Source organism: Pseudoalteromonas sp. SR45-4 (genome assembly GCF_014163535.1).
Taxonomy (GTDB): Bacteria; Pseudomonadota; Gammaproteobacteria; order Enterobacterales; family Alteromonadaceae; genus Pseudoalteromonas; species Pseudoalteromonas nigrifaciens.
Map to the genome: position 1 here is coordinate 1 of NZ_JACJDO010000004.1, position 25,192 is coordinate 25,192.

Here is a 25,192-nt window from a genome sequence, read left to right on the forward strand (position 1 = left end):
GAGCAAGGAGCAAAATTAGTTGTGGCAGTGTTATAAATGTAGGCTAAATTAATACTGCCCTAATAATAAAACACATCTGTGTTTATAATATTAAGGGCAATAATAGCCGCGGCTAACTAATTAAGCATCTGCCAATTTAACGCGGATTTTGCTTTTATCAACAGTTGCTTGGTTAAGGGCTTTAATTGCACCTTTAACTTCTATGTCGTTTGGCATTTCAACAAAGGCAAAACCTTTAGATTGGCCAGTTTCTTTATCAAGTACTAAGTTACAGGTAGTCACTTTACCGTGCTCTGCAAATAAAGTACGAAGGTCGTGCTCAGAAGTAGCACGAGATAAGTTGCGAACTAATAGTTTCATAATGAACCATGTTTTAAAAATAACTACCGCGATTGTCTCAAGTAAAAGCCGATTGACCTAACGATAAATTGCGATCAGTAAAAATAGTTTAAACTTAATAGCTTCGTTTTGTGGTGAAGGACGACTAAATGAATGCGGTAATTATAGTTTTAGGTGCGCCCAACAGTAGTGACAGCCGTTTATCAGTAATAGCGAAAATCCGATGCGCTCAGTCATATCAAGCATATTTGCATAATCCCAAGGCTAAAATATTATGCACAGGAGGTTTTGGCGTGCATTTTAATACCACTGATTGCGCGCATGAACGATACACTAAATAATTATTTTATTGAGCTTGGAATACCTACAGTTGTATTTTTAGATATTCCATTAAGCCGCTTTACCTTTGAGAATGCTCTACTGGCTAAACCTATTTTAGCGAGTGCTAATATCAGCCATGCAATTTTGTTCAGCTCGGAGTTTCATATGCAGCGTGCGCATTATATATTTAACCATGTTCTACCAACATTAAATCTAACTTTAGTCAGTACTAAGGCACCATTACCAGGTATTAAATTATCGCAGTTGTATGGCCATTAATATGTAGTAATGATTAGAGAGGAGGAAAATATTCGGCAGTTTATTTTACCTAAGTTACCAACACTGGCCATACAAGCAACTAAAGTAAGATAGTAACCTGCCGATAGCTAGTAATAACGAACAAGGAAAATGATATGAAAGTTAATTCAAATGATACTAATTTAGCATCGCAGTTTATATCGAACGGTTCAGAAGTAAAAGTTAATAAACCTGCAAATGGTAAAGAGCAATTAAATAGTGAAATGGAGCGACTAGCTAAGGATATATATCATAAAGATCAGCCTAAAGAGCCAGAGCCGACTTATAATAAGTCAATGAAAATAATAACAAATAATGTTGTATCAACAAGGGAAGCAGAAGAAAAAGCGTTAAATAATATTCGAATAGCTACTGTTAATCTTTATATGCCGGGTGGTGAAGTTTCTAACTCGGTTGAAAAAATGTTTACTCAGTATGACAATATTATGACTGAAATAGCGGCTGGACAACCATCATTAGCGAATAAAGATTGGGGTATATCAATCAGTCAATTAGGTGAGCTAGAAGTTACAGGTTCAATTAGTGATAAAGAGAAAAGTCTTATATCTGAAAAATTAAATGGCAACGGGGATTTTGTGGCCTCAGCTAACGAGTTTAAATCGAGCTTTCTAGGGCATATTGACTTGGGAGTTAGGGGGTGGTCAAGTTACGACGTAAACGAAGATAATTTCTCCAAAATATTTGACTTAAAAGAAATCCTGGATAATTCGCAAGGCGGAGAAAGCTTTAAGCAGGCTTGGAATAAGGACTTTAGTTGGCTCGAGTTAAACGATAATATTTCATTTCAGCTTAGAAGAAAAGCAATTAAAAATTAAAATAATTCAATTATCCTTATTACTTATGGGTAATAAACTGCAACAAAAAAGCCGTTAATGACTATTGATCACTAACGGCTTGCTTAATTTATAAAAACGACTTATTTTACTTCTTTACCTGCCGCTTGTTGGTCAGCATGGTAGCTAGAGCGCACAAATGGGCCAGAGGCTGCATGAGTAAAGCCAATTTCATCAGCGTAGGCTTTTAGTGCATCAAACTCAGCAGGTGGCACGTAACGTTTTACTGGTAAGTGGTGCTTAGAAGGCTGTAAGTATTGGCCTACTGTAAGCATATCAACGTTATGGGCACGTAAGTCGCGAAGTACTTCTTCTATTTCGCTAATTTCTTCACCTAAACCAACCATTAAACCAGACTTAGTTTTAATCTCTGGGTGCGCTTCTTTAAAGCGACGCAGTAGCTCAAGTGACCATTTGTAATCAGCCCCTGGACGCGCAAGCTTATATAAACGCGGCGCAGTTTCTAGGTTATGGTTAAACACATCTGGTGGGGTTTCGATTAGTATTTCGAGTGCGCGGTCCATACGGCCACGAAAATCGGGTACTAAAATCTCAATAGTAATATTTGGGCTGTGCTTGCGAATTTCGCGAATACAATCGGCAAAATGCTGCGCGCCGCCATCACGTAAATCATCACGATCTACCGAGGTAATAACCACATAGCTTAGCTTCATGTCTTTAATTGTAAGCGCTAGTTTTTCAGGCTCAGTTGCATCAGGTGTTAATGGACGACCATGGGCAACATCACAAAATGGGCAACGACGAGTACAAATTGCACCTAAAATCATAAAGGTAGCTGTACCGTGGTTAAAACATTCAGATAGGTTAGGGCATGAAGCCTCTTCGCATACCGAGTGCAGCCCATGCTTACGCATTGCCTGTTTAATACCCTCAATACGCTCTGTTGATTTAGGTAAGCGAATTTTTAGCCACTCTGGCTTGCGTAACATTTCGTTTTTTTCTGTTGGTAAAACTTTTACGGGGATCAACGCCATTTTTGCTGCGTCGCGTAGTTTTACACCTGGTTCCATCTTGACTGGTTTATTCATTCGTTTTCAAACCCTTCAGTATGCTTAACCTGTGTTGCATTAAGCTTTTTAATCATGTGTTTTACCAGTCCTGCACCTGCTGTTTCTAGGTTTTGAGGACCCTTTAATTCTTTAGTTTGCACCATATTCATGCCTGCATAACCACATGGGTTAATGCGTAAAAATGGACTTAGGTCCATGTTAACATTTAATGCTAAGCCATGAAACGAGCAACCACGACGAACGCGTAAACCCAAAGAGGCTATTTTACTGTCGTTAACGTAAACACCGGGCGCATCGGCTTTGGCGTATGCTTGAATGTCGTACTCGGCGAGGGATTCAATAATACACTCCTCTAGCCAAGTAACTAATTCGCGTACACCAATTTTTAAACGACGTAAGTTAAATAGTACATACATCATTTGCTGGCCGGGGCCGTGGTAGGTTACTTGCCCACCGCGATCAACTTTAATCACTTCTATATCGCCGGGTGCGAGTAAGTGCTCGTCTTTACCTGCTTGGCCTTGAGTAAATACACTTTCGTGCTCTACTAACCAAATTTCATCCGCGCTATTGTCGTCGCGGGTATCGGTGAAGTCTTGCATTTTCTGCCAAATTGGCAAGTAACGCTGGCGGCCAAGTTGGCGCACGATTAAGGTGTTTTCTTTCACAACAAATCTCAATTATGGCTTAAAGCATGTGGCGTACGTCATCTAGATTACTGATCACGTTATAAATTTCTTCAATATGAGCGCCACTAGTAACGGTTGCAACAAGCGAAACTGATTCGTAATTACCTTTGCTACTTGGTTTTACTTTTGGGGCATAGTCGCCAGGTGCAATAACTTGTAACTTAGCTAAAATTTGATCCGTTAAGTTTACATTGGCTAAACCCATTATTTTAAATGTAAACGGGCAAGGGAACTCTAAATACTCATCAAATTTAGTATCTTTAACTGGTTGAACCACGACAGTGACTCCTCATACAAAAAAGTGTTGGCTTAATTTTGCTAAGTGGCAAACCCTAAGCTTAATACTATTGGGCTAATGGCAATCTGAGTTAAGCTTGTTTGGCTGTGCCAAAAAAGTTACAACTCAACATAATTGACTTATATGGGGCGCATTCTAGCATTTTTCAAGCAAAAAAAAACGCCTCATAGCAGAGGCGTTAATATTGTTTTATGCGGCTATTGCATAATCTGTAAACGTAAGTAGTCATAAATTTTACTAAAGAAGCTACCTTCTTCCACTTCTTCAAGTGTAACTAGCGGATATTGTGCAATATCTTCGCCTTCTAGTTGTAAAAATAAAGTACCTACTTTAGTGCCTTTAGCTAATGGCGCTTCAAGCGTGTTATCTAATTTAAAGTTCGCTTTTAAATTTTTATGCTGACCACGTGGAATAGTGATAGGGGTATCTTCTAAAATACCTAAAGAAACATTTTCTTTATTACCCATCCAAATACGTTGCTCTGCAAAGCTATCGCCTGCTTTGTACGGTGTAATTGTTTCATAAAAGCGAAAGCCATAGTTAAGTAACTTTTTGCTTTCTTCTTTACGTGCGCGCTCGCTTGAAGTACCCATAACAACAGCAATTAAACGCATATCGTTTTTAGTTGCAGAGGTTACTAAGCTGTAGCCTGCATCTGATGTATGGCCGGTTTTAATACCGTCTACGTCTAGGCTTTCATCCCATAATAATGAGTTGCGGTTGTATTGTTTAATGCCGTTATAAGTAAATGACTTTTTCTTATAAAGTGCGTACTCATCGGGTACATCGCGAATAAGTGCGCCGCCAAGTGTTGCCATATCACGCGGTGTTGTATAGTGCGCGTCGGTATCAAGGCCGTGGCTATTAATAAAGTGAGTGTTGCTCATGCCTAATTTTGCAGCGTGGGCGTTCATTAAATCAGCAAAAGCGCTTTCGCTACCGGCAATGTGCTCTGCCATAGCAACGCAGGCATCGTTACCTGATTGAATAATTATTCCGTGGTTTAGGTCATCAACGCTAATTTGTTTACCTACTTCAATAAACATTTTAGATGATTCTGGAAAGTTTTTAGCCCATGCTTTTTCGCTAACCGTAACCATGTCGGTAGGTGCAATATTACCGGCTTTAACTTCTGTGCCTATAACATAACTGGTCATCATTTTAGTTAAACTAGCAGGTGCTAACTTTGTATCAGCTTCACCTTGGGCAATAACTTTACCAGTTGTAAAGTCTACTAAAAAATAACCTTTAGCATTAACTTGAGGAGGTGCTGGAATAATTTGTGCGGTGGCTGAAAATACGGCGGCAGAACAAACTAGGCCGCATACCCCGTTGAGAATTTTATGTTTAATAGATTTCATCATACTCATTAATGGTTAAAGTTAAAGATTTGCGTTAGCCCATTCACATACCCAAACTACCCCTAGATGCGGGCGTCGTTGGAATTAAAAACGATTTAGGCAAGGCATTGATTACAAATAATAGTCACTCTATTGTTCAAATCAATAACGCAGTATAAATCGTTTTTAAACCAACCTCCAGGGCGTTTCACTGGAGCTTACTCTCTGTGTTGTTACTTTTTAAAAGGGATTACCATTTCAGCAAAGTAACGCCTAGATATTAAGTCCCAGTACAACGCTGAATTCTGCATCTTAGGGTAGTTTGGGTATTAGTCTTACTGAGTGTAAAGCAAGAACGCGTTTTTAAATTGGTTTTGTTTTAATTGTGTTAATACTTGCTGTGCATGCTGGGCGTCTTTAATTGGCCCTAAATGCAACCTGAAAATATCGTCTTTTTGCACGATATTAGTGGGTAATTTATAATCGAGGCGTAAACGACTAGCCAGTGCTTCAATATTTGCTAGTGTACTACCTGCTGCTACCTGAATATAGGTTAAATGCGCAGTCGAATTGTCAAGCGTAACTGCTTCAAGCTTAACCTTGGCTGTACCATGGGTGTAATAACCTAGTTTGTATGCGGCTGCGTAGGATAAATCAATCACTCTATCTTCATGAAATGGGCCACGGTCATTTACGCGCACAATGACAGATTTATTATTACTGGTATTTGTTACTTTTACAAAGCTAGGTAAGGGCAGTGTTTTATGAGCGGCGGTCATGGCAAACATATCGTATATTTCGCCATTTGAAGTATGATAACCATGAAATTTACGGCCGTACCACGATGCAATGCCTTCCTCTGCATAACCAGTCTCGTCAAGCATAGGCGTATAACTTTTACCTAATACGGTATAAGGCCGGCTTGCGCTGGCACTTTTAGTAACTTTAACCACTACAGCGTCTTGCATTTCTAATGTGGTAGGCGCACGTAATGGTGCAGCATCATGGCGCATGCTGTAGCGACTGCTTGGGGTGTTATTTGAGCTACTACAAGCACTTAAAAGTATTAGGACAAAGCTGATAGTAAAAAATCGAGTATAAAATTGCATTATTTTAAAAGCATCCTTTTATCAGTTGCAATAGACATAATAATGCCAAAACTGGCCATCAGCGTCACCATAGACGTACCACCATAACTTATTAGTGGAAGCGGTACACCTACAACGGGTAATAAACCCGATACCATGCCTATATTTACAAACACATAAACAAAAAATGTCAGTGTAAGTGAGCCAGCTAATAACTTGCCAAAGGCATCTTGTGCATTAACGGCAATGTATAAACCGCGGCCAATAATAAATAAATATAAACTGAGTAAAATACACACCCCAAATAAGCCAAATTCCTCACTTAACACCGAAAATATAAAGTCAGTATGGCGCTCTGGTAAAAACTCAAGTTGCGATTGCGTACCCTGTAACCAACCTTTACCTTCAATGCCACCAGAGCCAATCGCAATTTTAGACTGAATAATATGATAGCCAGAGCCAAGCGGGTCGCTTTCAGGATCTAAAAAAGTAAGTACTCGTTGCTTTTGATAATCGTGCATACCATAGTGCCAAAAAGGCCATGCAGCGAGTGCTACTATAGAGCTTAAAAAACCAATTAAACGCCAGCTCAAACCCGATAAAAACAATACAAAAACACCTGAGCTGGCAATTAATATAGAAGTGCCTAAGTCGGGCTGCTCTTTAATTAGTAGCGTCGGTAGCATCATAATTACAAAACCAATAATTAAATGCAGTGGGCGAGGGGGTAAGTGATTACGTCCTATATACCAAGCAACCATCATGGGGACTGCAAGCTTCATTAATTCAGATGGTTGAAAGCGAGTGATACCTAAGTCTAGCCAGCGCTGAGCACCTTTAGAACTCACTCCAAATAATAACACTCCAACCAGCATTAATAGCCCTAAGCAATAAAGCGGTATAACTAAGCGCTTTAAAGTAGCAGGAGATAGCTGCGCTAATACGAACATAGCTACAATTGCACCGGCCATACGCGTAATATGGCGGATCATCATGGCGTTATCTTGGCCACTGGCGCTGTACACAATAGTGATACTACCGACCATCATTATTAGCAGCGCAATAAATAAGGGTAAGTCTATATGTAGGCGCATCCAAATTGAGCGTTTATCGTGCAAAGCGGTCATGGGATGTTATTCCTTGCAAGATTAACGGGGTTGGCTGCAAAGTAGTAATCCATAAGTTGCCGAGCAATTTGCACACCACCATGGTTATTTTCTAATATTACAGACACTACAATTTTGGGATCGTTATACGGTGCAAAACCAATATAAATAGTGTTGTCGCGTTGTCGCTCTTTTAACGCATCAGCATCGTAGCGTTCGCCTTGAGCAATACTTACTATTTGTGCTGTGCCCGTTTTACCAGCAGAGTCATAATTAGTCCCTTTAAATGCTTTATGCGCAGTACCCGATACTTTTTTTACTGTGTTGTGCATTGCATCTAAAGCAATTTGCCAATGATGAGGGTTTTTTAATATTACAGGGGGCTTTTCTTCATTATTGATTTGTATAATGTCGTTATCTTTTTTAACGACTTGCACTAAATGTGGCGGATGGTTAATACCACGGTTTACTAAAATGTTTGTCGCATTTGCAATCTGAATTGGAGTGGCGGTCCAATAGCCTTGGCCTATGCCTACAGAAATAGTGTCACCACGCCACCACGACTCTTTAAAGCGATTTTCTTTCCACTCTTTTGAGGGCAGTATTGCCGTAGTTTCTTCATGAATATCAATACCAGAGAGTTCACCAAAGCCAAAACGCGACATAAAGTTACTTATTTTAGTAATACCTAAGCGATAAGCTGCATCGTAAAAATAGGTATCGCACGACTCTTCAATTGCTTTGTATACATCAACATGACCATGACCCCAACGTTTCCAGTCGCGCCATTTATGCTCTACATTTGGAATTTGAAAAAAACCAGGATCCCACATAGAAGTACTTTCGCTGACTATATTCTCTTCTAGGGCTAAAATAGCCATATGTGGTTTTACAGTAGAGGCAGGTGCATAACGACCTTGAGTTGCACGATTAATTAACGGGCGGTCTGGGTTTAGTAACGCTTTATAGTTTTTGCTGCTTATGCCGTGCACAAATAAATTAGGGTCGTAACTAGGGTTAGAATAAAGCGCAAGTACACCGCCATCTTTAGCGTCCATAACGACAATAGCACCACGCATATCTTTAAGCGCATGTTGGGCAATTTGCTGTAAACCAATATCGAGTGTGAGTACTAAGTCGCTCCCTGGTTGCGGGGGGAGCATGCTTAAAGTGCGAATTATTCTACCGCGATTATTAACTTCAACATGCTGCGAGCCCACTTGGCCATGCAAGAGTTCTTCGTAATACTTTTCGATGCCGAGTTTGCCAATGTCGTGAGTGGCGCGATAATTTGTAGCTTGATCTTCTTGAGTTAATTTATTTAGCTCTTTTCTGTTTAATTTAGCCACATAGCCCAGTGCATGGGTAAGGGTATCGCCAAACGGATAATAGCGGGCGAGGCGAGCTTCAATACTAAAGCCTGGGAATTTATGTTGGTTTACTGAAAATTTAGCAACTTCTGTTTCATCTAAACGTGCTTTTAGTACTTGGCTTTTAAAACGCCGCGTATGTTTTATATCGTCTAAAAAGTCGGTTTTTTCTTGCTCGCTTATGGTTATTATTTTACTTACTTGTTCAAGCGATAGCGGCAGGTCTGCAACATCTTCAGGAATAACCTCAAGATTATAAACGGGTTTGTTTTCGGCAAGTAATACGCCATTGCGGTCGTAAATTAAACCTCGGTTAGGCGCAATTGGAATAACTTTAATACGGTTGTCGTTGGAGCGAGTTTGGTAGTTTTGATGATCATCTACCTGAATTTTATATAAATTCGAGAGTAAAATAGCAATTAGAGCTAATATAAAAATAAAACCCACAAACGCACGCCGTGCAAATAAGTTTGCCTCTGCTGAATGGTCGCGAATAGTGGGTCTTTGTTTTAACATGGCAAGGATTACTCGCGATGATAAGGATGGTTGTTATTTAAGCTCCAGCCTCTGTATAGGCTTTCAGCAACAATAATACGCACCAAAGGGTGCGGTAAAGTTAAGTTAGATAACGACCATTTTTGCTCAGAGGCAGCAATACACTCTGGTGCAAGTCCTTCAGGACCGCCAATAAGTAAACTTACATCGCGGCCATCGAGTTGCCATTTTTCCATGTTTTTAGCAAGTTCGTGGGTATCAAGTGGTTTACCTGTTACTTCTAGAGTAACAATACGGTTGCCTTTAGGAATAGCTGCTAAGGTTTTTTCACCTTCAATATGTAAAATGCGTTTTATATCTGCATTTTTACCACGTTTTCCGGCTGGGATTTCAATCAGTTCAAGTGTCATATCTTTAGCAAAACGACGTTGATACTCTGTAAATCCGGTTTCTACCCAAGCTGGCATTTTTGTACCAACGGCAATCATTTGTATTTTCACGTGTTACTTCCAAGCCTGTCTAAAATAAGTGGGTGTTTATTACTAGCCCCACAGTTTTTCTAGATCGTAATAGCTACGTGCTTCGTTTTGCATCACGTGTACAACCACATCACCTAAATCAACCAATGCCCATTCACCGTCGCTTTGGCCTTCATAACCTAAAGGTTCTTCACCTGCGTGGCGAGCCTCTTTTGCTAAATTATCAGCAATTGACAGAACATGACGTTTAGATGTGCCAGAGCATACAACCATGTAGTCTGTAATGTCTGATGTTGCTGTTACGTCAATATGAATCACATCGCGTGCTTTCATATCTTCAATTTTATCTATTGCAAAAGCGAGTAGTTGTTTCGAATCCAAGGTTTTGTCTCAATTTTAAATTTAATAGCGTGCATTTTAACATGCTAGGGGTTTTATACCAATGACTCTTGCAGAGTATTCACTTGTCAAGGTTAATTAGTATTATCATCATTTTGGTAAAGCGCATGGCGCTCTATATACAGACTCACTGCATCGGGTAATAGTTCATTCTTTTTATTAGTATTTTTAAGTTGTTGGCGAATATTACTCGATGCTGCATCGAGCATTTCACCGGGTAAAAAATAAAGTTTACCGGCAACCGTATGTGAAAGGGTTTTTGCATTATTAACTTGCGCTTGTTGCATATAATGCTGTAAATGGCCACTAACAGCACATTGCTGCCCAGGGCGTTGATACACCACAATATGGCAAAGTTGCGTGATTGCTTGCCACTGATACCATTTATCGAGGTTATTAAACGAGTCCATGCCAATTAAAAACACAATTGGCGTGTTTGGATGCTGTGCTCTTAATTCTTGTAAACTCAATAAAGAATAAGAAGGCCCAGTGCGGTGCAACTCTCTTAAATCGAGTTGAAAAAAAGGGTAAGGCGCAATTGCTGCATTGAGCATAGCTACTCGGTGCTCGGTGCTAATGCCAGGAGCCATTTTGTGGGCGGGCAGTGCGCAAGGCATAAAGTACAACGTATTTAAGTTAAGTGCATTTACGCATTGCTTTGCCATATTAATGTGCCCCAAATGAACGGGGTCGAAAGTGCCACCAAAAATTGCGATCATGTTAAATTCTGCATTTTAATTAACAGGATGACATGGCAGCGAAATATTCAGCGGTTGGCAAAACTTAATACAAATATGCGCGAGTGCTTGATAGGGCGCAATTAAGTTACCTTGTTTGTAGCTGGCGTCAAATATTGCAAGCTCAGAGCTAATTTGCTCAAGGGTATGAATACTTAACCTATTTATAGCACTTTGTACTGGCGCTTGTTGGTTTTTCCATATTGCTTTTTGCTTAAATAAATTAGCAATGGGCTCGCCATTAAGTAAACCAATTTGCACATCAATTAAGGTGTTAAGTTCCTTGGTTATTGCCCATAAAACACTCACCACTTCGGTGTTATCGCTGGCCAGTTTATTCAGCACTTTTATTGCTTGTTTAGCTTGGCCGTTTAATAGTGCGTCGCTTAAATCAAAAATATCAAACTTGGCTTGATTTAATAGCCCTTGCATTACTAATTGTTGTGTAATGAGCGCATTGGCGTGTAGTAATGAGAGTTTTTCGAGTTCTTGAAAGCACGCCAGTAAATTACCTTCAGTGGCGCTAATTAAACTCAGCTTTGCCTCATTTTGCATATTAAGAGATAAACGCTGGCATTGCTCATCTAACCAACGCTTTACATGCGTACCGGTAAGCGGATAGCAAGGTACAAATAAACCGTGTTTATCAAGCGCTTTAAACCAAGCACTGCGTTGTACGTCTTGGCTGGCTTTAGCGCCTTTAATAATTAAAATGGTATCGGGGTTTATTAGCTCAATAATTTTTTTAAACGTGTTGCTGCCAATAATTCCTGGCTTTTGCTGGTTTAAATCAAGCTCAATAATAGTGCGGGCGCTAAACAGCGACATACTTTGATATTGAGCTATAATTTCTTGCCAATCAAAACCTTGCATTAAAGTAAATTTAATTACTTCATCAAAGCCTTGCTCTTTAGCAATTGCGCGAATTTGTTGTACACATTGCGCTTCTTGAAAAGGCTCTTCACCAAACACTAAGTAAAAGGGTTTTAAGCCTTTTTTTAGTTCACTCGGTAATTGATTAGCGTAACAGCGCATTATAGTTGCGACAACTCTCTAAGAATACGACGACTAGCTTGTTGGCGTATTTCGCTAATAAGGAGTGCAAGCTCTTTTGCTTTGGCTAATGCATTGTCAGGATCGTCTTGATAATTACGATATAACTCAAAGCGCTTTTCTATTGGCTCAGCATTAGGACGATTGATCACAAACGCAACACTGTAAGTAAGTTCGTATTCTGCTACTTGGCCATTTTGAAACAACGACAAGGTTTGACGTTCAAGCTGATCTTTAAATAAATAAAGCTGTGCCGACTTTTTACTAGCCGCAACTAGTTTAACGTCACTGGCAATAAGCTCACTTTTTAAGGCGCTAAATAACGCTGACTTTTCATCGTCGCCAATGAGGGTTATTTGTTTTAGATCGTCTGGCAAGCTAGAGGCTTTTTTTAAATGAAAGCCACAGCTAGTTAATAAAAAACAGACTAGCACTAAGGCTAGTCCGTTTTTAATGGCGTTAAAAGCGGCCATATTAATTAGCTACCACATTAAGCAGTTTACCCGGTACGTAAATAACTTTACGAACGGTAACACCGTCAGTGTATTTAGTTACGCTTGCTTGTTCAAAAGCGAGTGCTTCTACTTGCTCTTTTGTGGCATCGGCTGCAACGGTTAGTTTAGCGCGTAGTTTTCCGTTAACTTGAATAATAATTAACTTTTCATCTTCAACCAAAGCCGACTGATCAACCTCTGGCCATGAAGCGTTAACTATATCGCCTTCTTTACCTAGCTCTTGCCATAATTGGTGCGACAAATGCGGCGTAATAGGTGCAAGCATAATAAGCATTGCTTCAAGCGCTTCGTTAGCTATCGCTACATCTTGCTTACTATTTAACGGTGCTTTTAATAATTTATTAGACAGCTCCATAATTGCCGCAATAGCAGTATTAAAGGTTTGACGACGTTCAACATCATCACTCACTTTAGCAATTGCTTTGTGTAAATCGCGACGCAGTACTTTTTGCTCGTTATTTAATGCTGTTTTATTGAGTGGTTGAAAACCAACTGTTTTAACATCAACCGCGTATTTCCACACACGTTTTAAGAAGCGATGTGCACCTTCAACACCCGCGTCAGACCATTCTAGCGTTTGCTCTGGTGGTGCTGTAAACATCATAAATAAACGTACAGTGTCGGCGCCGTATTGTGCAATAACATGCTGTGGGTCAATACCGTTATTTTTCGATTTTGACATTTTGCTCATGCCAGATGAAAACACCGGGTTACCATCAACTTTATGCCATGCTTTAGTTACGCGGCCTTTGTCGTCTGTTTCGGTATTTACGTCGCTTGGCGAAATCCAAATATCAGCCCCTTTTTCATCTTTACGATAAAACGTTTCGGCTAATACCATACCTTGACAAAGTAAGCGGTCAAATGGCTCGTCTGAATCAACTAAACCAAAGTCGCGTAATAGTTTATGGAAAAAGCGCGAGTACAATAAATGTAAAATAGCGTGTTCAATACCGCCTATGTATTGGTTTACTGGTAACCAATAGTTAGCCGCTGCTGGGTCTAGCATGCCTTCGTCATGACGTGGGCTACAGTAACGAGCGTAATACCAAGACGATTCCATAAAGGTGTCAAAGGTATCGGTTTCATGAAACGCTGGTGCGCCATTCATGGTGGTTTTTGCCCAGTTAGGATCAGCTTTGATTGGCGATGTAACGCCATTCATTACTACGTCCTCTGGTAAGCGTACTGGCAGCATATCGTCGGTTGCAGCAAGTTCGTTACCGTCTTCGTCGCTAAGCATTGGAATTGGTGAACCCCAGTAACGTTGGCGGCTTACACCCCAATCACGCAGGCGGAAGTTTACTTTACGCTCGCCCACACCCAAGGCTTCTAACTTATCGGCAATGGCATTAAATGCCGCGTCAAAATCAAGGCCGTCAAATTCACCCGAGTTAACCAATACACCTTTATCGGTAAACGCTTCTTTGTTTAGGTTTACTTCAAGGTCAGAGCCCGTAACTGGCGCAATCACTTGTTTAATATCAAGGCCGTAGGCTGTTGCAAATTCAAAGTCACGTTGGTCGTGTGCAGGCACTGCCATTACCGCGCCTGAGCCGTAATGCATTAATACAAAGTTAGCGATCCAAATTGGTACTTGCTCACCAGTAAGTGGGTGAGTAGCAAAAAAGCCTGTTGCTATGCCTTTTTTCTCCATGGTTGCCATGTCGGCTTCACTTACTTTGTTGTTTTTACACTCTTCAACAAACAGTGCCACAGAATCGCTATTTTTAGCCGCTTCTTTAGCAATTGGGTGGCCTGCAGCAACCGCTACATAAGTCACACCCATAAAGGTATCTGGACGCGTGGTATAAACGCTAAATGTTTCGTTGTTATCAGTGCGTTTAAATTCAATATCACACCCTTCAGAGCGACCAATCCAGTTGCGCTGCATGGTTTTAACTTGTTCAGGCCAATCTTCTAACTTGTCTAAATCGTCAAGTAGTTCTTGTGCGTAGTCGGTAATTTTAATAAACCACTGTGGAATTTCTTTTTGCTCAACCACAGCGCCCGAACGCCAACCGCGACCGTCAATAACTTGCTCGTTAGCTAATACAGTTTGATCTACCGGATCCCAGTTAACCGTCGACATTTTTTTGTACACTAAGCCTTTTTCGTACAACTTAGTGAAAAACCATTGTTCCCATTTATAGTATTCTGGATGACAGGTGGCAATTTCGCGATCCCAGTCATAACCAAAACCTAACTGCTTAAGTTGGGTACGCATGTAGTCAATATTCTCGTAGGTCCATTTTGCAGGGGCTGTTTTGTTTTTAATAGCCGCGTTTTCTGCAGGTAAACCAAACGCATCCCAACCCATAGGTTGCATTACGTTTTTGCCTTTTAAGCGCTGAAAGCGAGATACAACGTCACCAATAGTGTAGTTACGCACGTGACCCATATGGAGTCGACCGCTCGGGTAGGGGAACATAGAAAGGCAGTAATACTTTTCTTTGCTCTCATCTTCCGTAACTTTAAATACTTTGTTTTCTTCCCAGTAACGTTGGATTTTTGACTCTATTTTTTGAGGGTTATATTGCTCTTGCATCTACGGTTCCAGACTTCTTACGACTAATAAAAAATTAGCTCTAGGATAACCCAAATAAACCGCTATTTATAGCGCCATAAACACGCTTTTATTAAATTATAACTTTCAGTGCAGGTTAACCTATACTTTTGTAAGCTAGTTGCTGAAAAGCATAGGTTAAAGGTTGATTTAACAGCCCTAATAGGTTCAACCTACAAATCTAAATATGCCCTAAATTTGCAGGAGTAAGAAAATGGCTGACTACAAAACATGGCTAAACGATTTAACGCTTTGGTTAAAAGATGTAAAAGATCATGAATTAAAAGAGGCGGTAAAACGATTTGTTGAATCTGAGCAGGCACTTAAAAATTTAGGAGAAGAAAAGTATCAACTTTATCGTAACTACTTAATGCGCGATTTAGAACACTTGCAAGAGCACGAAACCCACTATAATTCGCTTGCATGGCAAGAGCTTAAAGAATCATTATGGTATGAGCTTTCGCACATAGAAGACAAAACACAGCTAGAGTGGCACTCACTTAGCCAAGATTTTAAGCACAATGGCATATATCACGTAAGCGAATGGATAGCCATGGGCACATTAGTATGTAAGAATTGTAACCATAGTTACGATGTTTATCATGCTACGCAAATAACACCTTGTTTAGAGTGTGATGGAATCTATTTTAGCCGTAAGGCTTTGCAACCCTAAATATAAGTATTAAGTGGCTGCAGGCCACTTAATACGCCAAAAGCCAGTGAATACGCTGGTAAACAAAGAAGTTAGAATGACGAAAAAATTACTGCCACTACCTGTATCAAAGCTTGCGCCGAGCATTTCTACTAGCCACGTGCATACTTGCATGAGCAACCCATACCCAGAGCATTTTACTTTTATAGGCCAACAACGGGCGCAAAGTGCATTAGACTTTTCACTCGGTATGGATTTACCTGGCTATAACGTATACGTAATGGGCGAAGCTGCACATGGACGTTTTACCCTAGTAAAAGACAAACTAAAAGAGCATGCCAAAGGCAGAGTAACGCCTAATGAGTGGTTGTATGTAAATAATTACGACGACCACCGCGAGCCTATCGCACTGTTTATGCAAGCTGGGCAAAGTAAAAAGCTTGCCGATGACATTGATGCTTTTATTGACGAAGTGCTCGACACCTTTCCTGCCGCATTTGACAACCCTGCGTACCAGCGCAAAAAGAAATCCATAGACCGTGAATTTAACGACGCCTATGACGGTGCTATTACCGCGGTAGAAATTGCGGCGCTTGAACAAAGTGTGGCGCTTATTGAAGAAAAAGGCGTAGTAGGTTTTGCTCCATTAATAGGTGGCAAGCAGCTAAGCGATAATGAATTTTCGCACCTTGAAGATGAGCTACGTGAAACCTTTTTTGAAAGAATTGAAAAACTCGAAGACACATTAATAGAAGCACTTATTGAGCTGCCGCGCTGGAAGCGTGAATCTACCGAAAAACTACGTAACCTTAAAAAGTCGACTGCCGAGCAAGCAACTAAGCCCTTATTAAAAGACTTAGAGCATAAATATGCCAGCCATATTGGCGTGCTGCGTTATTTAAAAGACATTCGCGTAGAAATTATTGACGCTGTGCTTGAGTGGTTAGACGATGAAGGCGAAAGCGAAGAAAACAAAGAAGACTTTGATCGCAAAGGCATGCTTACAGACTTTTTTGCGCCCAATATTTTAGTTGAGTTTAAAGAAGGCGACGCCGCTCCTGTGGTTTACGAACCTAACCCAACGTTTGGCAACATATTTGGCAAGGTTGAGTACGCTACCTCACAAGGCTCGCTTATAACTAGCTATCGCTCAATTCAGGCCGGCGCATTGCATCGCGCTAACGGTGGCTATTTAATGATGGACGCCGAAAAAGTAATGGCTAACCCACAAGTGTGGGATGGTTTAAAACTATCGCTTAAAACCCATCAAATTAAAAATGACTTACCGTATCAAGATAGCGTTGTAGGCAGCAGTTTTACGTTGCGCCCGCAGTTAATTCCGCTAGATGTAAAAATAATATTATTAGGCTCGCGCGAGCTGTACTACACCATAGGTGAGTACGACGAAGAATTTGCTGAGCTGTTTAGAATACTAGCCGACTTTGACTACTACTTACCGAGTAGCGATAAATTACAGTACCAATTTATTACCAAAGTAACTGACTATTGCGAGCACGTTTTAAAATGCACCACTACAGAAGCCGCAATGGTGCGCTTGCTCAAATTTAGTTATCGCCAAGCCGAGCATCATAATAAACTCTCTGCCCGCTTTGCCGATGTGTTAGAGCTGGTAGCCGAAGCAAGTTATTATGCCAAACAAGACAAGCTAACGGTTATAGACGCTCATCATATTGACGAAGCCATTGAAGGTAAACAGTATCGTACTGGGCAAATTAGCGAAAACATGCTCAGTGATATTAAAGAAGGGCACACCCTTATTGCCACGCAAGGCCAAGCCATAGGCAAAGTAAATGGTTTAACTGTACTGCATATTGGCGATACCTCATTTGGTACACCTGCGCGTATTACGGCAACAGTTTATGCCGGTGCCGATGGCGTTTTAGATGTAGAGCGCGAAGCCGAGCTAGGTAAAGCAATTCACTCTAAAGGGGTAATGCTACTTACCGGCTATTTAGGCAATAAATACGCGCAGCACTTTAGCTTAACACTCAGTGCAAATATTGCAATTGAACAAAGTTATGGCTACATAGATGGCGATAGCGCGTCACTTGCCGAGTTATGCGCGTTAATTTCGGCTATTACTAGTTTACCACTGAGTCAATCAATTGCGCTTACAGGCTCAATTAACCAACATGGCGATGTACAAGCTATTGGTGGCGTAAACGAAAAAATAGAAGGCTTTTTTAAACTGTGTAAAATGCGCGGTTTAACTGGCGAAGAGGGCGTGATCATTCCTAAATCTAACCAAGTTAACTTAGTGTTAGATGAGGAAATACTTAATGCAGTTGAACTTGGTAAATTTAATATTTACGCAGTAGAGACGGTAGATCAGGCACTTAACTTACTGATGGATTTAGAAGCTGGCGATTTAGTTGACGGGCACTATCCTGAAAACTCAGTAAACGGCCTAGCCTTAGCACGACTTAAAGATATTGCAGACATTGTAAACGGCGATAGCGAAGATGAAAAAGACGCAGAACCAGAAGAGGAAAAAAATTAACTATGCTTAATATAATATTAGCGGTAATTATCGCCATATTTTGCTTTTTAATATTTAAAAACAGCAAAAAAGCCAAACAACAAGTGGGTATTAACGCGCAAATAGAAGCTGATTTTTTGGCAGCTAATGCAAAAGTAGATGGCGTACAAGAGACCGCTTCAGGCTTGCAGTACAAAGTATTGCACCAAGGGCAAAGCGATGACAAGCCTAACCCCAAAAGCATGGTTAATGTGCATTACCACGGTACGTTAATAGACGGCACAGTATTTGACAGCTCAGTTGAGCGTAAAGCCCCTATTAGCTTTGGTTTACATCAAGTTATTAAAGGGTGGACCGAAGGTCTGCAACTTATGAGCCCCGGCGATAAATACCTACTTTATGTACCGCATCAACTGGCTTACGGTGAAAAACGTGTGGGCAGCATTCCACCGGCATCACTGCTTATATTTGAAGTTGAGTTATTGGCTATTGAGTCGTAATATTATTTTAAGTAATAATTACTTAAGCCCTGCTTTCATAAAGTGGGGCTTTTTGCTTTTAGCCAGCCTGTAAACGTTACTCAAGAATTTTAATGTTAGGTCGATACCTATAATAGTGACAAAGCTATTTTAGGGATAAAGTAATGAAGATTTCACCAGCGCCCCCTTTACACCATGCATACAGCCTTAATACTCAGCCTTTAACACAACCAGGTAAGCAACTTGCTGAAGGTGAGACAGAGGATGAGCCAAAATATGTTTTATCAAAGTTCTTAGACACTAAAGCACAAAAGTACAGTGAAGATAACGCAATGTTTGGCGATCAATATAAAAACCTAGAAAAAGTGTATAAGCACTTTTTAGGGCGGGTTATTGCATTGCAAGAGCAAATTAACAAACTCAAACAAAGTCCAATTCAAAGCAGTTTAACCATAAATAGCACCGCAAATGAGCCAAATAAAAGTGATGCTAGTTTAGCTATTGATGTTGAGCATTTAGGGTCTAAAAAATATAAAAACTCACAACAACAAGAGCAAATAGATATACTAGAGCGGCAATTAGGGGAGTTAAAATCAGAGCAAGCAGCAATAAAACAACAAATGGTTGAGCTGGTTATGAGTGAAATGAAAAGACGAGGCGATCACGACTATAATGTTTAGCGTTAAGGCAGGTTGGTGAATCAGCCCTTAACTTAATTTTACTTACTTCCAGTTTAAATTTACCGTATCTTTAAAGTATAACTTTGTTGAGTACGCTTTAAAAAGTACACCCAAATAATGGCCAGTGGAATTTACTAAATTATGTTCGAAGATGAATTACTTTATGGATACAGCAGTGTATTAATTGCAGTTACATTGTTTATTGCGATCGTTATTTTTAACGAAATAGGCTTTAGAGCAGGGCGGTTTATTCAAGGCAGAACCGACAGTGAGGTTAAGACGCTAACGGGTTCTATTCAGGGCAGTATATTAGGTTTGTTAGCATTACTACTGGGTTTTACATTTAGCATGTCGATGCAACGGTATGATAACCGCAGCATGGCGTTAATAGATGAAGCGAACACAATCGGCACAGCCATATTACGGGTTGAATTACTGCCACAAGAATACAAAAAACAAGCCAATGAATTATTTAAAGAGTATGTAGACTTACGAGTTGCTATAGGCCAATTAGATTTAACCAAACACGCGCAGCGTAACGACTACAATAATAAAATAGCCAACCTACAGCGTCAGTTATGGTCATTGGCTATCGCAGCCACAAATGTTGACCCAAGGCCTGTAACCACAGGAGCGTTTGTAAAATCGCTTAATGATGTAATAGACAGCCAAGGAAAGCGAAATGCTTTATTGCAAATGCATGTACCTGAGGTGGTATTAATACTGCTCTTTATTGTTTTTATTTCGTCTGGCGGCATTATGGGTTATTCCGCAGGACTCAGTGGTAAGCGAATGATTGTGCCCATAGTATTGGTTTCTTTGTTAATTACTTTAATCGTATTTATTATTATAGATTTAGACCGGCCAAAGCGCGGGCTTATACAAGTAGATCAAACGGTAATGATTGAGGTTTCAGAAAATATTAAATAGTAATAAAGAAGGGGTTTTAATTTAAGCGCGTAAATAACAGTTATATTGTTTGCTGCTTTGGCGAACTAAATACTTATTTAGTTCGCCAATAAAAATGTTCGCGTAGTTTAAAATTACAGTAACGCTTTAACCTCAGGATCTGCAAACGCTAATTCAAAGCGCTCTTTATAAAGCATTTGTAAGTCGTTGGTATGCATACTTGGAATGTCTTGCTCGCCAGTAAAGTTTTTATTTATAAGCGTAGCACCAGTGCGATCCTTAATTATTAGATCAAAGTTATACCATGAGTTATCAGTAAAAGCGTGGTGATCATACTTCCATTCGTTAAGTACGATTATAATAGTCGCAGTATCGCTATCTGCTTTAATGTCATTAATATCGACCTGTGGTGTGGTAGCTATTAGCTTAGCGTTAATACCAGAGCGAATAAAACCAGCAGCAAGGCGTTTACCTAAGTGTTGTGGCATAGTTTCGCCAGTAATGATGTTTTGTGTATAAGGTATACCAAAGCCAGAGCGACTTAATCCTTCAAAACCAGAGAGTTTGTCACCATTTACAACATATGGGCGATGATCTACCACTGCAATTTGTATTTCATCAACTTGGGGCTTATTTAACGTAGGAGCTGCTTGTTCTGCAGTCATAATGGCCGTACAGCCGGTAGTTAAAAGCAGGGTAACAGCGATAAAGATTGAAGCTATTTTGTTCACATTATATTCCTTTTATGTGTATTTATGATTAAATAAAACCAAATTACAGATCGTTAGGTAATGCCATGAAAGTAATGTATTTTATTGGGCAAGATAGTATTAACAAAAGCTGAATAAATCAAGGCAGTATTAACTTTTATTTTTTTAATGGGCTTAAAGTACTGCTTTTAGCTAGAGTAGGTGTTTAAAATATTAAAATGTGAGTGAAATATATTACCAATTATTAAGCTTTTACAATGACTGTATTTACACCTTGTTACAGTAATTTGTCGCACAAAGCTGCAAACTGTCTTTTTATTGTTATTATGAAATGAAATAACATTGTAAGGACGATAACCTTGAAACTACGCACTTTATTAACAGCAATAGCAGTAGCGGTTGCACCGGCAATATCGCCGATGGTTGCGGCTTATCAAACACAAGATACCCGCTTATTACGCTTTCCCGATATTCATAAAGAATCAGTAACCTTTGTTTATGCGGGCGATATTTATATAGCAAACACTAAAACAGGTAAAAGCACGCGCTTAACTGATCATATTGGTTTTGAAACCTTTCCTAAATTTTCGCCAGATGGCAGCCAAATCGCTTTTTCTGCCCAATATAATGGCAGCCGCCAAGTGTATGTAATGAACCGCGATGGCTCCGACTTAAAACAACTGACTTATTATAACGACGTAGGTGTAATGCCGCCGCGCGGTGGTTTTGATTATCGCGTACTTGATTGGACCCCAGACGGTAAGCATATTGTGTTTAGAGCTAACCGTACCCCTTATGGTCAGCGTGTTGGCCGACCTTATATAGTGCCTGCTGCGGGTGGCCTAGAGCAACCATTAGCCATACCAGAAACTGGCGGTGGCATGTTATCGCCCGATGGCAAACAGTATGTGTATACACCCATTGATCGCGAATTTCGTACTTGGAAACGCACCCGTGGCGGGCGCGCACAAGATGTATGGGTTTACGATTTAGAAAATAACAAATCAAAGCAATTAACAACCAACAGAGCAACCGACCAACAGCCTACTTGGGTTAACAATAACATTTATTACGTGTCGGACAGAGAATACACGCTAAATTTATACAAACATCAAGATGGCAAAAATCCGATAAAAGTAACTAACCACAGCGACTTTGATGTGCTTTGGCCCTCGGCTGGGCCCAACGCCATAGTGTATGAAAATGGTGGTTATTTGTATCGCTTTGATGACGCCACGCAGCAATCTGAAAAGCTGAGCATAAATGTTCAAGGTAACCGTGAACATACAATGGCCTACAGTAAAAATGTTAGTGACTTTATTGATTCAATGGACGTATCGCACGATGGAAAAAGAGTACTATTTACAGCACGCGGCGAACTGTTTTCTGTGCCGGTTAAAAATGGCCCAACCCGAAACTTAAGCCATACGCCAAAAGGGCGTGAAATATCGGCTACATGGTCGCCCAATGGACGCTATATTGCTTACATGAGTGATGAAACGGGCGAGTACGAAATTTACCTAAAAGACAGAGCTAACAATAACCAAGTTAAGCAACTGACCAGTAATGGCAGTATTTGGCGTTTTGAACCAGTTTGGTCACCAGATAATAAAAAGTTATTGTTTAGCGATCAGAATCACACCCTGTGGTGGCTCGATATTAAAACCGGTAAGCAGCGTAAAATTGATACCGCAAAATATAATGAAGATGGTTTAACTAGCTATATTTGGTCGCCTAATAGCGAGGATATAGTGTTTGTTAAAAATAACGAAAATCGCTACGCCTCATTATGGCATTACAATTTAAAAGACAAACGCGTTACTCGCTTAACTGATGACATGAGCAGTGAGACAAACCCAGCGTTTTCTCCCGACGGGCAGCAATTGTATTTCACATCAGAGCGCGACTTTAATTTAACTTTTAGTAGCTACGAGTTTGACTACATGTTTAACAATGCAACCCGACTGTATTCGGTTGCAGTAAATAGTAAAATCAAGCCACTTAATACACCGCTGAGTGACGAAATAAGCATTGTTGACTCAAAAGCAGATAAAGACGATAAAAAGTCAGCTAAAGCACCCAGCAATTATATAGAAAGTAACGGCTTTATGAGCCGTGTTGTGACGCTAAATGTACCTGCAGGAAACTACGGCGCACTAAGCGGCGTAAAAGACGGCGTATTAACACTATCGGCAGGAGAGCTTAAGTTAGTGCCTAATGCCGTTGATGGTGAAGTTGCCACAATAGCAGCAGGAGTGAGTAATTATAAAGTGTCGGCTAATGCTGAGCATATTATTGCTCGTGCAGGAAAAAACATTAGCGTAATAAAGCCAGAAGCTAAACAAGACTTAAAAGCTACGCAACTTAACTTGCAAGACATGGTATTAAAAATTGACCCGCAAACCGAGTGGGCACAAATGTATCGTGAAGGCTGGCGCACTCTGCGCGACTGGTTTTATGACGAAAACCATCATGGCCAAGACTGGGATGCTATTTTAGCGCGTTACCAACCTATGGCAGACGCTATTGCACATCGAGCCGACCTAGATTATGTATTAAGTGAAATAGCAGGCGAAATAAACTCAGGGCATATTTATGTTAACTCGGGCGATATGCCAACATCTCCTCGTTTACAGCATGGCTTATTGGGCGCAGAAATTAGCGCGCATAAATCAGGCTTTGTAAAAATAGAGACTATTTTTAAAGGCGAAAACTGGCACGAAAACTTTCGCTCACCGCTAAACGAAACCGGCATTAACGCCAATGTAGGCGATTACATAATTGCAGTAAATGGCCGCTCAGTAAAAAGCGTAGTCAACTTTTACGAACTACTAGAAAACACCCAAGGTAAATCGGTTGAATTACTACTCAGTAAATCACCAAGCCTAAAAAACAGCTGGAAAGTAATGGTAACGCCTATTGCCAGCGAAACTGGATTGCGTTACTTACAGTGGGCACAATCGCGCGCTGAGTATGTTAATAAGCTTTCAGATGGGCGTATTGGCTACGTGCATTTACCTAACACCCATTACGAAGGTAACCGTTCGTTATTTAAAAACTTTTTACCGCAAACTAATAAAGAAGCGATGATCATAGACGATCGTTACAATGGCGGCGGTTTTATACCTGAACATATGATCACCTGGTTAGCGCGTAAACCGCTTAACTACTGGAAACGCCGTGGTGTAGAGCCAACTAAAACCCCGCAGTTTGCACACGATGGCCCTAAAGTTATGCTGATCAATGGCTACTCTAGTTCAGGCGGCGACGCACTACCGTATTACTTTCGCCAAGCAGGTTTAGGCAAATTAATTGGTACGCGTACCTGGGGCGGTTTAATTGGTATTTCGGGCAACCCTGGGCTTGTAGATGGTGGCTCAGTTATTGCCGCTACTTTTAGAATTTTAGATAACGAAGGTAACTGGATCATTGAAAATGAAGGCGTAAGCCCAGACATAGAAGTGATTGATCGCCCAGAGCTTATTCAAGCCGGACAAGATCCGTCGATTGAACGCGCTGTAAAAGAGTTATTAAAAGAGCTTAAAGCAAATCCGAAAAAACCATTGGTAGTGCCAGCACCACCGAGTGAATTTGGTCGCTAATTGCAATAAATTAAGCTGCTAAGTTACGCAGCCTGTTAGCTACTTTGCGTGTGCTTGGTAGCTAACTAATTTATTAGAGTATTATTAAAAGCGTGATACCGCGCTTTAGTTAAAAGAGAGCTTATAGTGAAAAAATTATTACAGGTAGACTTTGATTTTGCAGGCCCGTTTGGGGAGCAAATGTCAGCAGCATTAAAAGATTTAGCCGAATCAATTAACCATGAACCCGGTATTATTTGGAAAATTTGGACCGAAAACCAACAAGGTCAACTTGCTGGTGGTATTTACCTATTTGAAGATGAAGCATCAGCTAATGCGTATTTAACTATGCACACAGCACGCTTAAAGGCTATGGGGGTTGCCCAAGTTCGTGGCCAATTATTCGATGTAAACCTGCCATTATCAGCGATTAATAACGCACCGCTTACCGTTAAATAGATAATATTTTTGCCGGGCTGCTGTTTACTTTCGTTACATTAGCGCGGCCAAAAGTCGGGTTAAAAAGCATAATATCAATGTTGTAGTACTAAGCAGCGAGCTATTAGGCTTCCTGCAAATATATTGGGATCCAAATAGGCAAGCTATTCAAGGTAAAATATCAGGACTGTGGTTATTAAAGGAAACTTGAACCAACCAGTAAACGTTGAAACCGTTGTAGATGCAGTAAAAGATTAGCTCTGATT

Annotated in this window: 24 protein-coding genes and 1 pseudogene; 10 read left to right on the plus strand and 15 right to left on the minus strand. The window is 40.4% G+C overall.

The genetic code is table 11. From position 1 onward, the window contains the following. Positions 1-120 precede the first annotated feature (120 nt). Complete coding sequence (locus H5058_RS02835) at positions 121-360, minus strand: hypothetical protein (protein ID WP_011327707.1); 240 nt, start codon at positions 358-360, stop codon at positions 121-123. Positions 361-660: 300 nt separating this feature from the next. Between H5058_RS02835 and H5058_RS02840 the strand changes: the two genes are divergently transcribed. Together H5058_RS02840 and H5058_RS02845 are read left to right on the plus strand one after the other, a co-directional pair. Further along, entirely contained in the window at positions 661-939 is a 279-nt protein-coding gene (locus H5058_RS02840; protein WP_089367965.1) for a YdcF family protein, read from the plus strand. A 134-nt stretch (positions 940-1,073) separates the two neighbouring features. Next, positions 1,074-1,793: a hypothetical protein gene (locus H5058_RS02845; protein ID WP_182676815.1), complete on the plus strand. Its 720-nt coding sequence runs from the start codon at positions 1,074-1,076 to the stop codon at positions 1,791-1,793. Between the two features lie 101 nt (positions 1,794-1,894). Here the strand turns inward: H5058_RS02845 and lipA are convergent, their stop codons facing one another. The 13 genes from lipA to leuS all read right to left on the minus strand — a co-directional run bounded on the left by lipA (position 1,895) and on the right by leuS (position 14,959). Next, positions 1,895-2,860 carry a lipoyl synthase gene (gene lipA, locus H5058_RS02850; protein ID WP_011327708.1) on the minus strand — a complete coding sequence of 322 codons (966 nt, stop codon included), beginning with the start codon at positions 2,858-2,860 and terminating at the stop codon, positions 1,895-1,897. Next, on the minus strand, positions 2,857-3,510 hold the full coding sequence (lipB, locus tag H5058_RS02855) for a lipoyl(octanoyl) transferase LipB (RefSeq protein ID WP_182676817.1): 654 nt from the start codon (positions 3,508-3,510) through the stop codon (positions 2,857-2,859). Before lipB ends, lipA begins: the two co-directional genes overlap by 4 nt. Before the next feature lie 19 nt (positions 3,511-3,529). Further along, positions 3,530-3,808 (minus strand): DUF493 family protein YbeD, encoded by a 279-nt coding sequence (gene ybeD / locus H5058_RS02860; protein WP_011327710.1) that lies wholly within the window; start codon positions 3,806-3,808, stop codon positions 3,530-3,532. 218 nt (positions 3,809-4,026) lie between these two features. Further along, positions 4,027-5,190, minus strand: coding sequence for a serine hydrolase (locus tag H5058_RS02865; RefSeq protein ID WP_011327711.1), 1,164 nt, complete (start codon positions 5,188-5,190; stop codon positions 4,027-4,029). 314 nt (positions 5,191-5,504) lie between these two features. Beyond that, positions 5,505-6,278, minus strand: coding sequence for a septal ring lytic transglycosylase RlpA family protein (locus H5058_RS02870; RefSeq protein ID WP_041454376.1), 774 nt, complete (start codon positions 6,276-6,278; stop codon positions 5,505-5,507). Beyond that, positions 6,278-7,384 (minus strand): rod shape-determining protein RodA, encoded by a 1,107-nt coding sequence (rodA, locus tag H5058_RS02875; protein WP_089367968.1) that lies wholly within the window; start codon positions 7,382-7,384, stop codon positions 6,278-6,280. The genes H5058_RS02870 and rodA overlap by 1 nt, the downstream gene beginning before the upstream one ends. Then, a complete protein-coding gene (gene mrdA / locus H5058_RS02880) occupies positions 7,381-9,249 on the minus strand; it encodes a penicillin-binding protein 2 (protein ID WP_011327714.1) in 1,869 nt (622 codons plus the stop codon). Before mrdA ends, rodA begins: the two co-directional genes overlap by 4 nt. A gap of 8 nt (positions 9,250-9,257) precedes the next feature. Beyond that, positions 9,258-9,728, minus strand: coding sequence for a 23S rRNA (pseudouridine(1915)-N(3))-methyltransferase RlmH (gene rlmH, locus H5058_RS02885; protein WP_011327715.1), 471 nt, complete (start codon positions 9,726-9,728; stop codon positions 9,258-9,260). Positions 9,729-9,770: 42 nt separating this feature from the next. Next, on the minus strand, positions 9,771-10,088 hold the full coding sequence (gene rsfS / locus H5058_RS02890; protein WP_011327716.1) for a ribosome silencing factor: 318 nt from the start codon (positions 10,086-10,088) through the stop codon (positions 9,771-9,773). Positions 10,089-10,180: 92 nt separating this feature from the next. After that, positions 10,181-10,825, minus strand: coding sequence for a nicotinate-nucleotide adenylyltransferase (gene nadD, locus H5058_RS02895; protein WP_041454377.1), 645 nt, complete (start codon positions 10,823-10,825; stop codon positions 10,181-10,183). Positions 10,826-10,840: 15 nt separating this feature from the next. Beyond that, positions 10,841-11,878, minus strand: coding sequence for a DNA polymerase III subunit delta (holA, locus tag H5058_RS02900; RefSeq protein ID WP_182676819.1), 1,038 nt, complete (start codon positions 11,876-11,878; stop codon positions 10,841-10,843). Then, positions 11,878-12,369 carry an LPS assembly lipoprotein LptE gene (gene lptE / locus H5058_RS02905; RefSeq protein ID WP_011327719.1) on the minus strand — a complete coding sequence of 164 codons (492 nt, stop codon included), beginning with the start codon at positions 12,367-12,369 and terminating at the stop codon, positions 11,878-11,880. Before lptE ends, holA begins: the two co-directional genes overlap by 1 nt. A gap of 1 nt (position 12,370) precedes the next feature. Further along, positions 12,371-14,959, minus strand: coding sequence for a leucine--tRNA ligase (gene leuS, locus H5058_RS02910; RefSeq protein ID WP_011327720.1), 2,589 nt, complete (start codon positions 14,957-14,959; stop codon positions 12,371-12,373). 232 nt (positions 14,960-15,191) lie between these two features. Here leuS and H5058_RS02915 point away from each other — a divergent pair, with 232 nt between their 5' ends. The 5 genes from H5058_RS02915 to H5058_RS02935 all read left to right on the plus strand — a co-directional run bounded on the left by H5058_RS02915 (position 15,192) and on the right by H5058_RS02935 (position 20,218). Continuing rightward, positions 15,192-15,650, plus strand: coding sequence for a zinc ribbon-containing protein (locus tag H5058_RS02915; protein ID WP_182676821.1), 459 nt, complete (start codon positions 15,192-15,194; stop codon positions 15,648-15,650). A 76-nt stretch (positions 15,651-15,726) separates the two neighbouring features. Beyond that, positions 15,727-18,150, plus strand: a complete 2,424-nt coding sequence (locus H5058_RS02920) for a Lon protease family protein (protein WP_011327722.1) — start codon at positions 15,727-15,729, stop codon at positions 18,148-18,150. A 2-nt stretch (positions 18,151-18,152) separates the two neighbouring features. Then, positions 18,153-18,629 carry an FKBP-type peptidyl-prolyl cis-trans isomerase gene (locus H5058_RS02925; protein ID WP_011327723.1) on the plus strand — a complete coding sequence of 159 codons (477 nt, stop codon included), beginning with the start codon at positions 18,153-18,155 and terminating at the stop codon, positions 18,627-18,629. Positions 18,630-18,772: 143 nt separating this feature from the next. After that, a complete protein-coding gene (locus tag H5058_RS02930; protein WP_182676823.1) occupies positions 18,773-19,288 on the plus strand; it encodes a hypothetical protein in 516 nt (171 codons plus the stop codon). Positions 19,289-19,429: 141 nt separating this feature from the next. Further along, positions 19,430-20,218, plus strand: coding sequence for a hypothetical protein (locus H5058_RS02935; RefSeq protein WP_011327725.1), 789 nt, complete (start codon positions 19,430-19,432; stop codon positions 20,216-20,218). Positions 20,219-20,331: 113 nt separating this feature from the next. Here the strand turns inward: H5058_RS02935 and H5058_RS02940 are convergent, their stop codons facing one another. Beyond that, positions 20,332-20,928, minus strand: a complete 597-nt coding sequence (locus tag H5058_RS02940; RefSeq protein WP_011327726.1) for a hypothetical protein — start codon at positions 20,926-20,928, stop codon at positions 20,332-20,334. A 398-nt stretch (positions 20,929-21,326) separates the two neighbouring features. Here H5058_RS02940 and H5058_RS02945 point away from each other — a divergent pair, with 398 nt between their 5' ends. The 3 genes and pseudogenes from H5058_RS02945 to H5058_RS18680 form a co-directional block, all read left to right on the plus strand. Beyond that, on the plus strand, positions 21,327-24,509 hold the full coding sequence (locus H5058_RS02945) for a PDZ domain-containing protein (protein WP_404936292.1): 3,183 nt from the start codon (positions 21,327-21,329) through the stop codon (positions 24,507-24,509). A 126-nt stretch (positions 24,510-24,635) separates the two neighbouring features. After that, positions 24,636-24,947, plus strand: a complete 312-nt coding sequence (locus H5058_RS02950; RefSeq protein ID WP_011327728.1) for a monooxygenase — start codon at positions 24,636-24,638, stop codon at positions 24,945-24,947. A 16-nt stretch (positions 24,948-24,963) separates the two neighbouring features. Beyond that, positions 24,964-25,184 (plus strand): annotated as a pseudogene (locus tag H5058_RS18680) (RDD family protein); the annotation flags it as partial. Positions 25,185-25,192 lie beyond the last annotated feature (8 nt).

What these genes read in the sequence shown, in the direction of transcription:
- H5058_RS02835 (WP_011327707.1), bottom strand. Translation starts at nt 360, where the DNA reads ATGAAACTATTAGTTCGCAACTTATCTCGTGCTACTTCTGAGCACGAC.
- H5058_RS02840 (WP_089367965.1), top strand. Translation starts at nt 661, where the DNA reads ATGAACGATACACTAAATAATTATTTTATTGAGCTTGGAATACCTACA.
- H5058_RS02845 (WP_182676815.1), top strand. Translation starts at nt 1,074, where the DNA reads ATGAAAGTTAATTCAAATGATACTAATTTAGCATCGCAGTTTATATCG.
- lipA (WP_011327708.1), bottom strand. Translation starts at nt 2,860, where the DNA reads ATGAATAAACCAGTCAAGATGGAACCAGGTGTAAAACTACGCGACGCA.
- H5058_RS02865 (WP_011327711.1), bottom strand. Translation starts at nt 5,190, where the DNA reads ATGAAATCTATTAAACATAAAATTCTCAACGGGGTATGCGGCCTAGTT.
- H5058_RS02870 (WP_041454376.1), bottom strand. Translation starts at nt 6,278, where the DNA reads ATGCAATTTTATACTCGATTTTTTACTATCAGCTTTGTCCTAATACTT.
- rodA (WP_089367968.1), bottom strand. Translation starts at nt 7,384, where the DNA reads ATGACCGCTTTGCACGATAAACGCTCAATTTGGATGCGCCTACATATA.
- mrdA (WP_011327714.1), bottom strand. Translation starts at nt 9,249, where the DNA reads ATGTTAAAACAAAGACCCACTATTCGCGACCATTCAGCAGAGGCAAAC.
- nadD (WP_041454377.1), bottom strand. Translation starts at nt 10,825, where the DNA reads ATGATCGCAATTTTTGGTGGCACTTTCGACCCCGTTCATTTGGGGCAC.
- holA (WP_182676819.1), bottom strand. Translation starts at nt 11,878, where the DNA reads ATGCGCTGTTACGCTAATCAATTACCGAGTGAACTAAAAAAAGGCTTA.
- lptE (WP_011327719.1), bottom strand. Translation starts at nt 12,369, where the DNA reads ATGGCCGCTTTTAACGCCATTAAAAACGGACTAGCCTTAGTGCTAGTC.
- leuS (WP_011327720.1), bottom strand. Translation starts at nt 14,959, where the DNA reads ATGCAAGAGCAATATAACCCTCAAAAAATAGAGTCAAAAATCCAACGT.
- H5058_RS02915 (WP_182676821.1), top strand. Translation starts at nt 15,192, where the DNA reads ATGGCTGACTACAAAACATGGCTAAACGATTTAACGCTTTGGTTAAAA.
- H5058_RS02920 (WP_011327722.1), top strand. Translation starts at nt 15,727, where the DNA reads ATGACGAAAAAATTACTGCCACTACCTGTATCAAAGCTTGCGCCGAGC.
- H5058_RS02925 (WP_011327723.1), top strand. Translation starts at nt 18,153, where the DNA reads ATGCTTAATATAATATTAGCGGTAATTATCGCCATATTTTGCTTTTTA.
- H5058_RS02930 (WP_182676823.1), top strand. Translation starts at nt 18,773, where the DNA reads ATGAAGATTTCACCAGCGCCCCCTTTACACCATGCATACAGCCTTAAT.
- H5058_RS02935 (WP_011327725.1), top strand. Translation starts at nt 19,430, where the DNA reads ATGTTCGAAGATGAATTACTTTATGGATACAGCAGTGTATTAATTGCA.
- H5058_RS02945 (WP_404936292.1), top strand. Translation starts at nt 21,327, where the DNA reads ATGGTTGCGGCTTATCAAACACAAGATACCCGCTTATTACGCTTTCCC.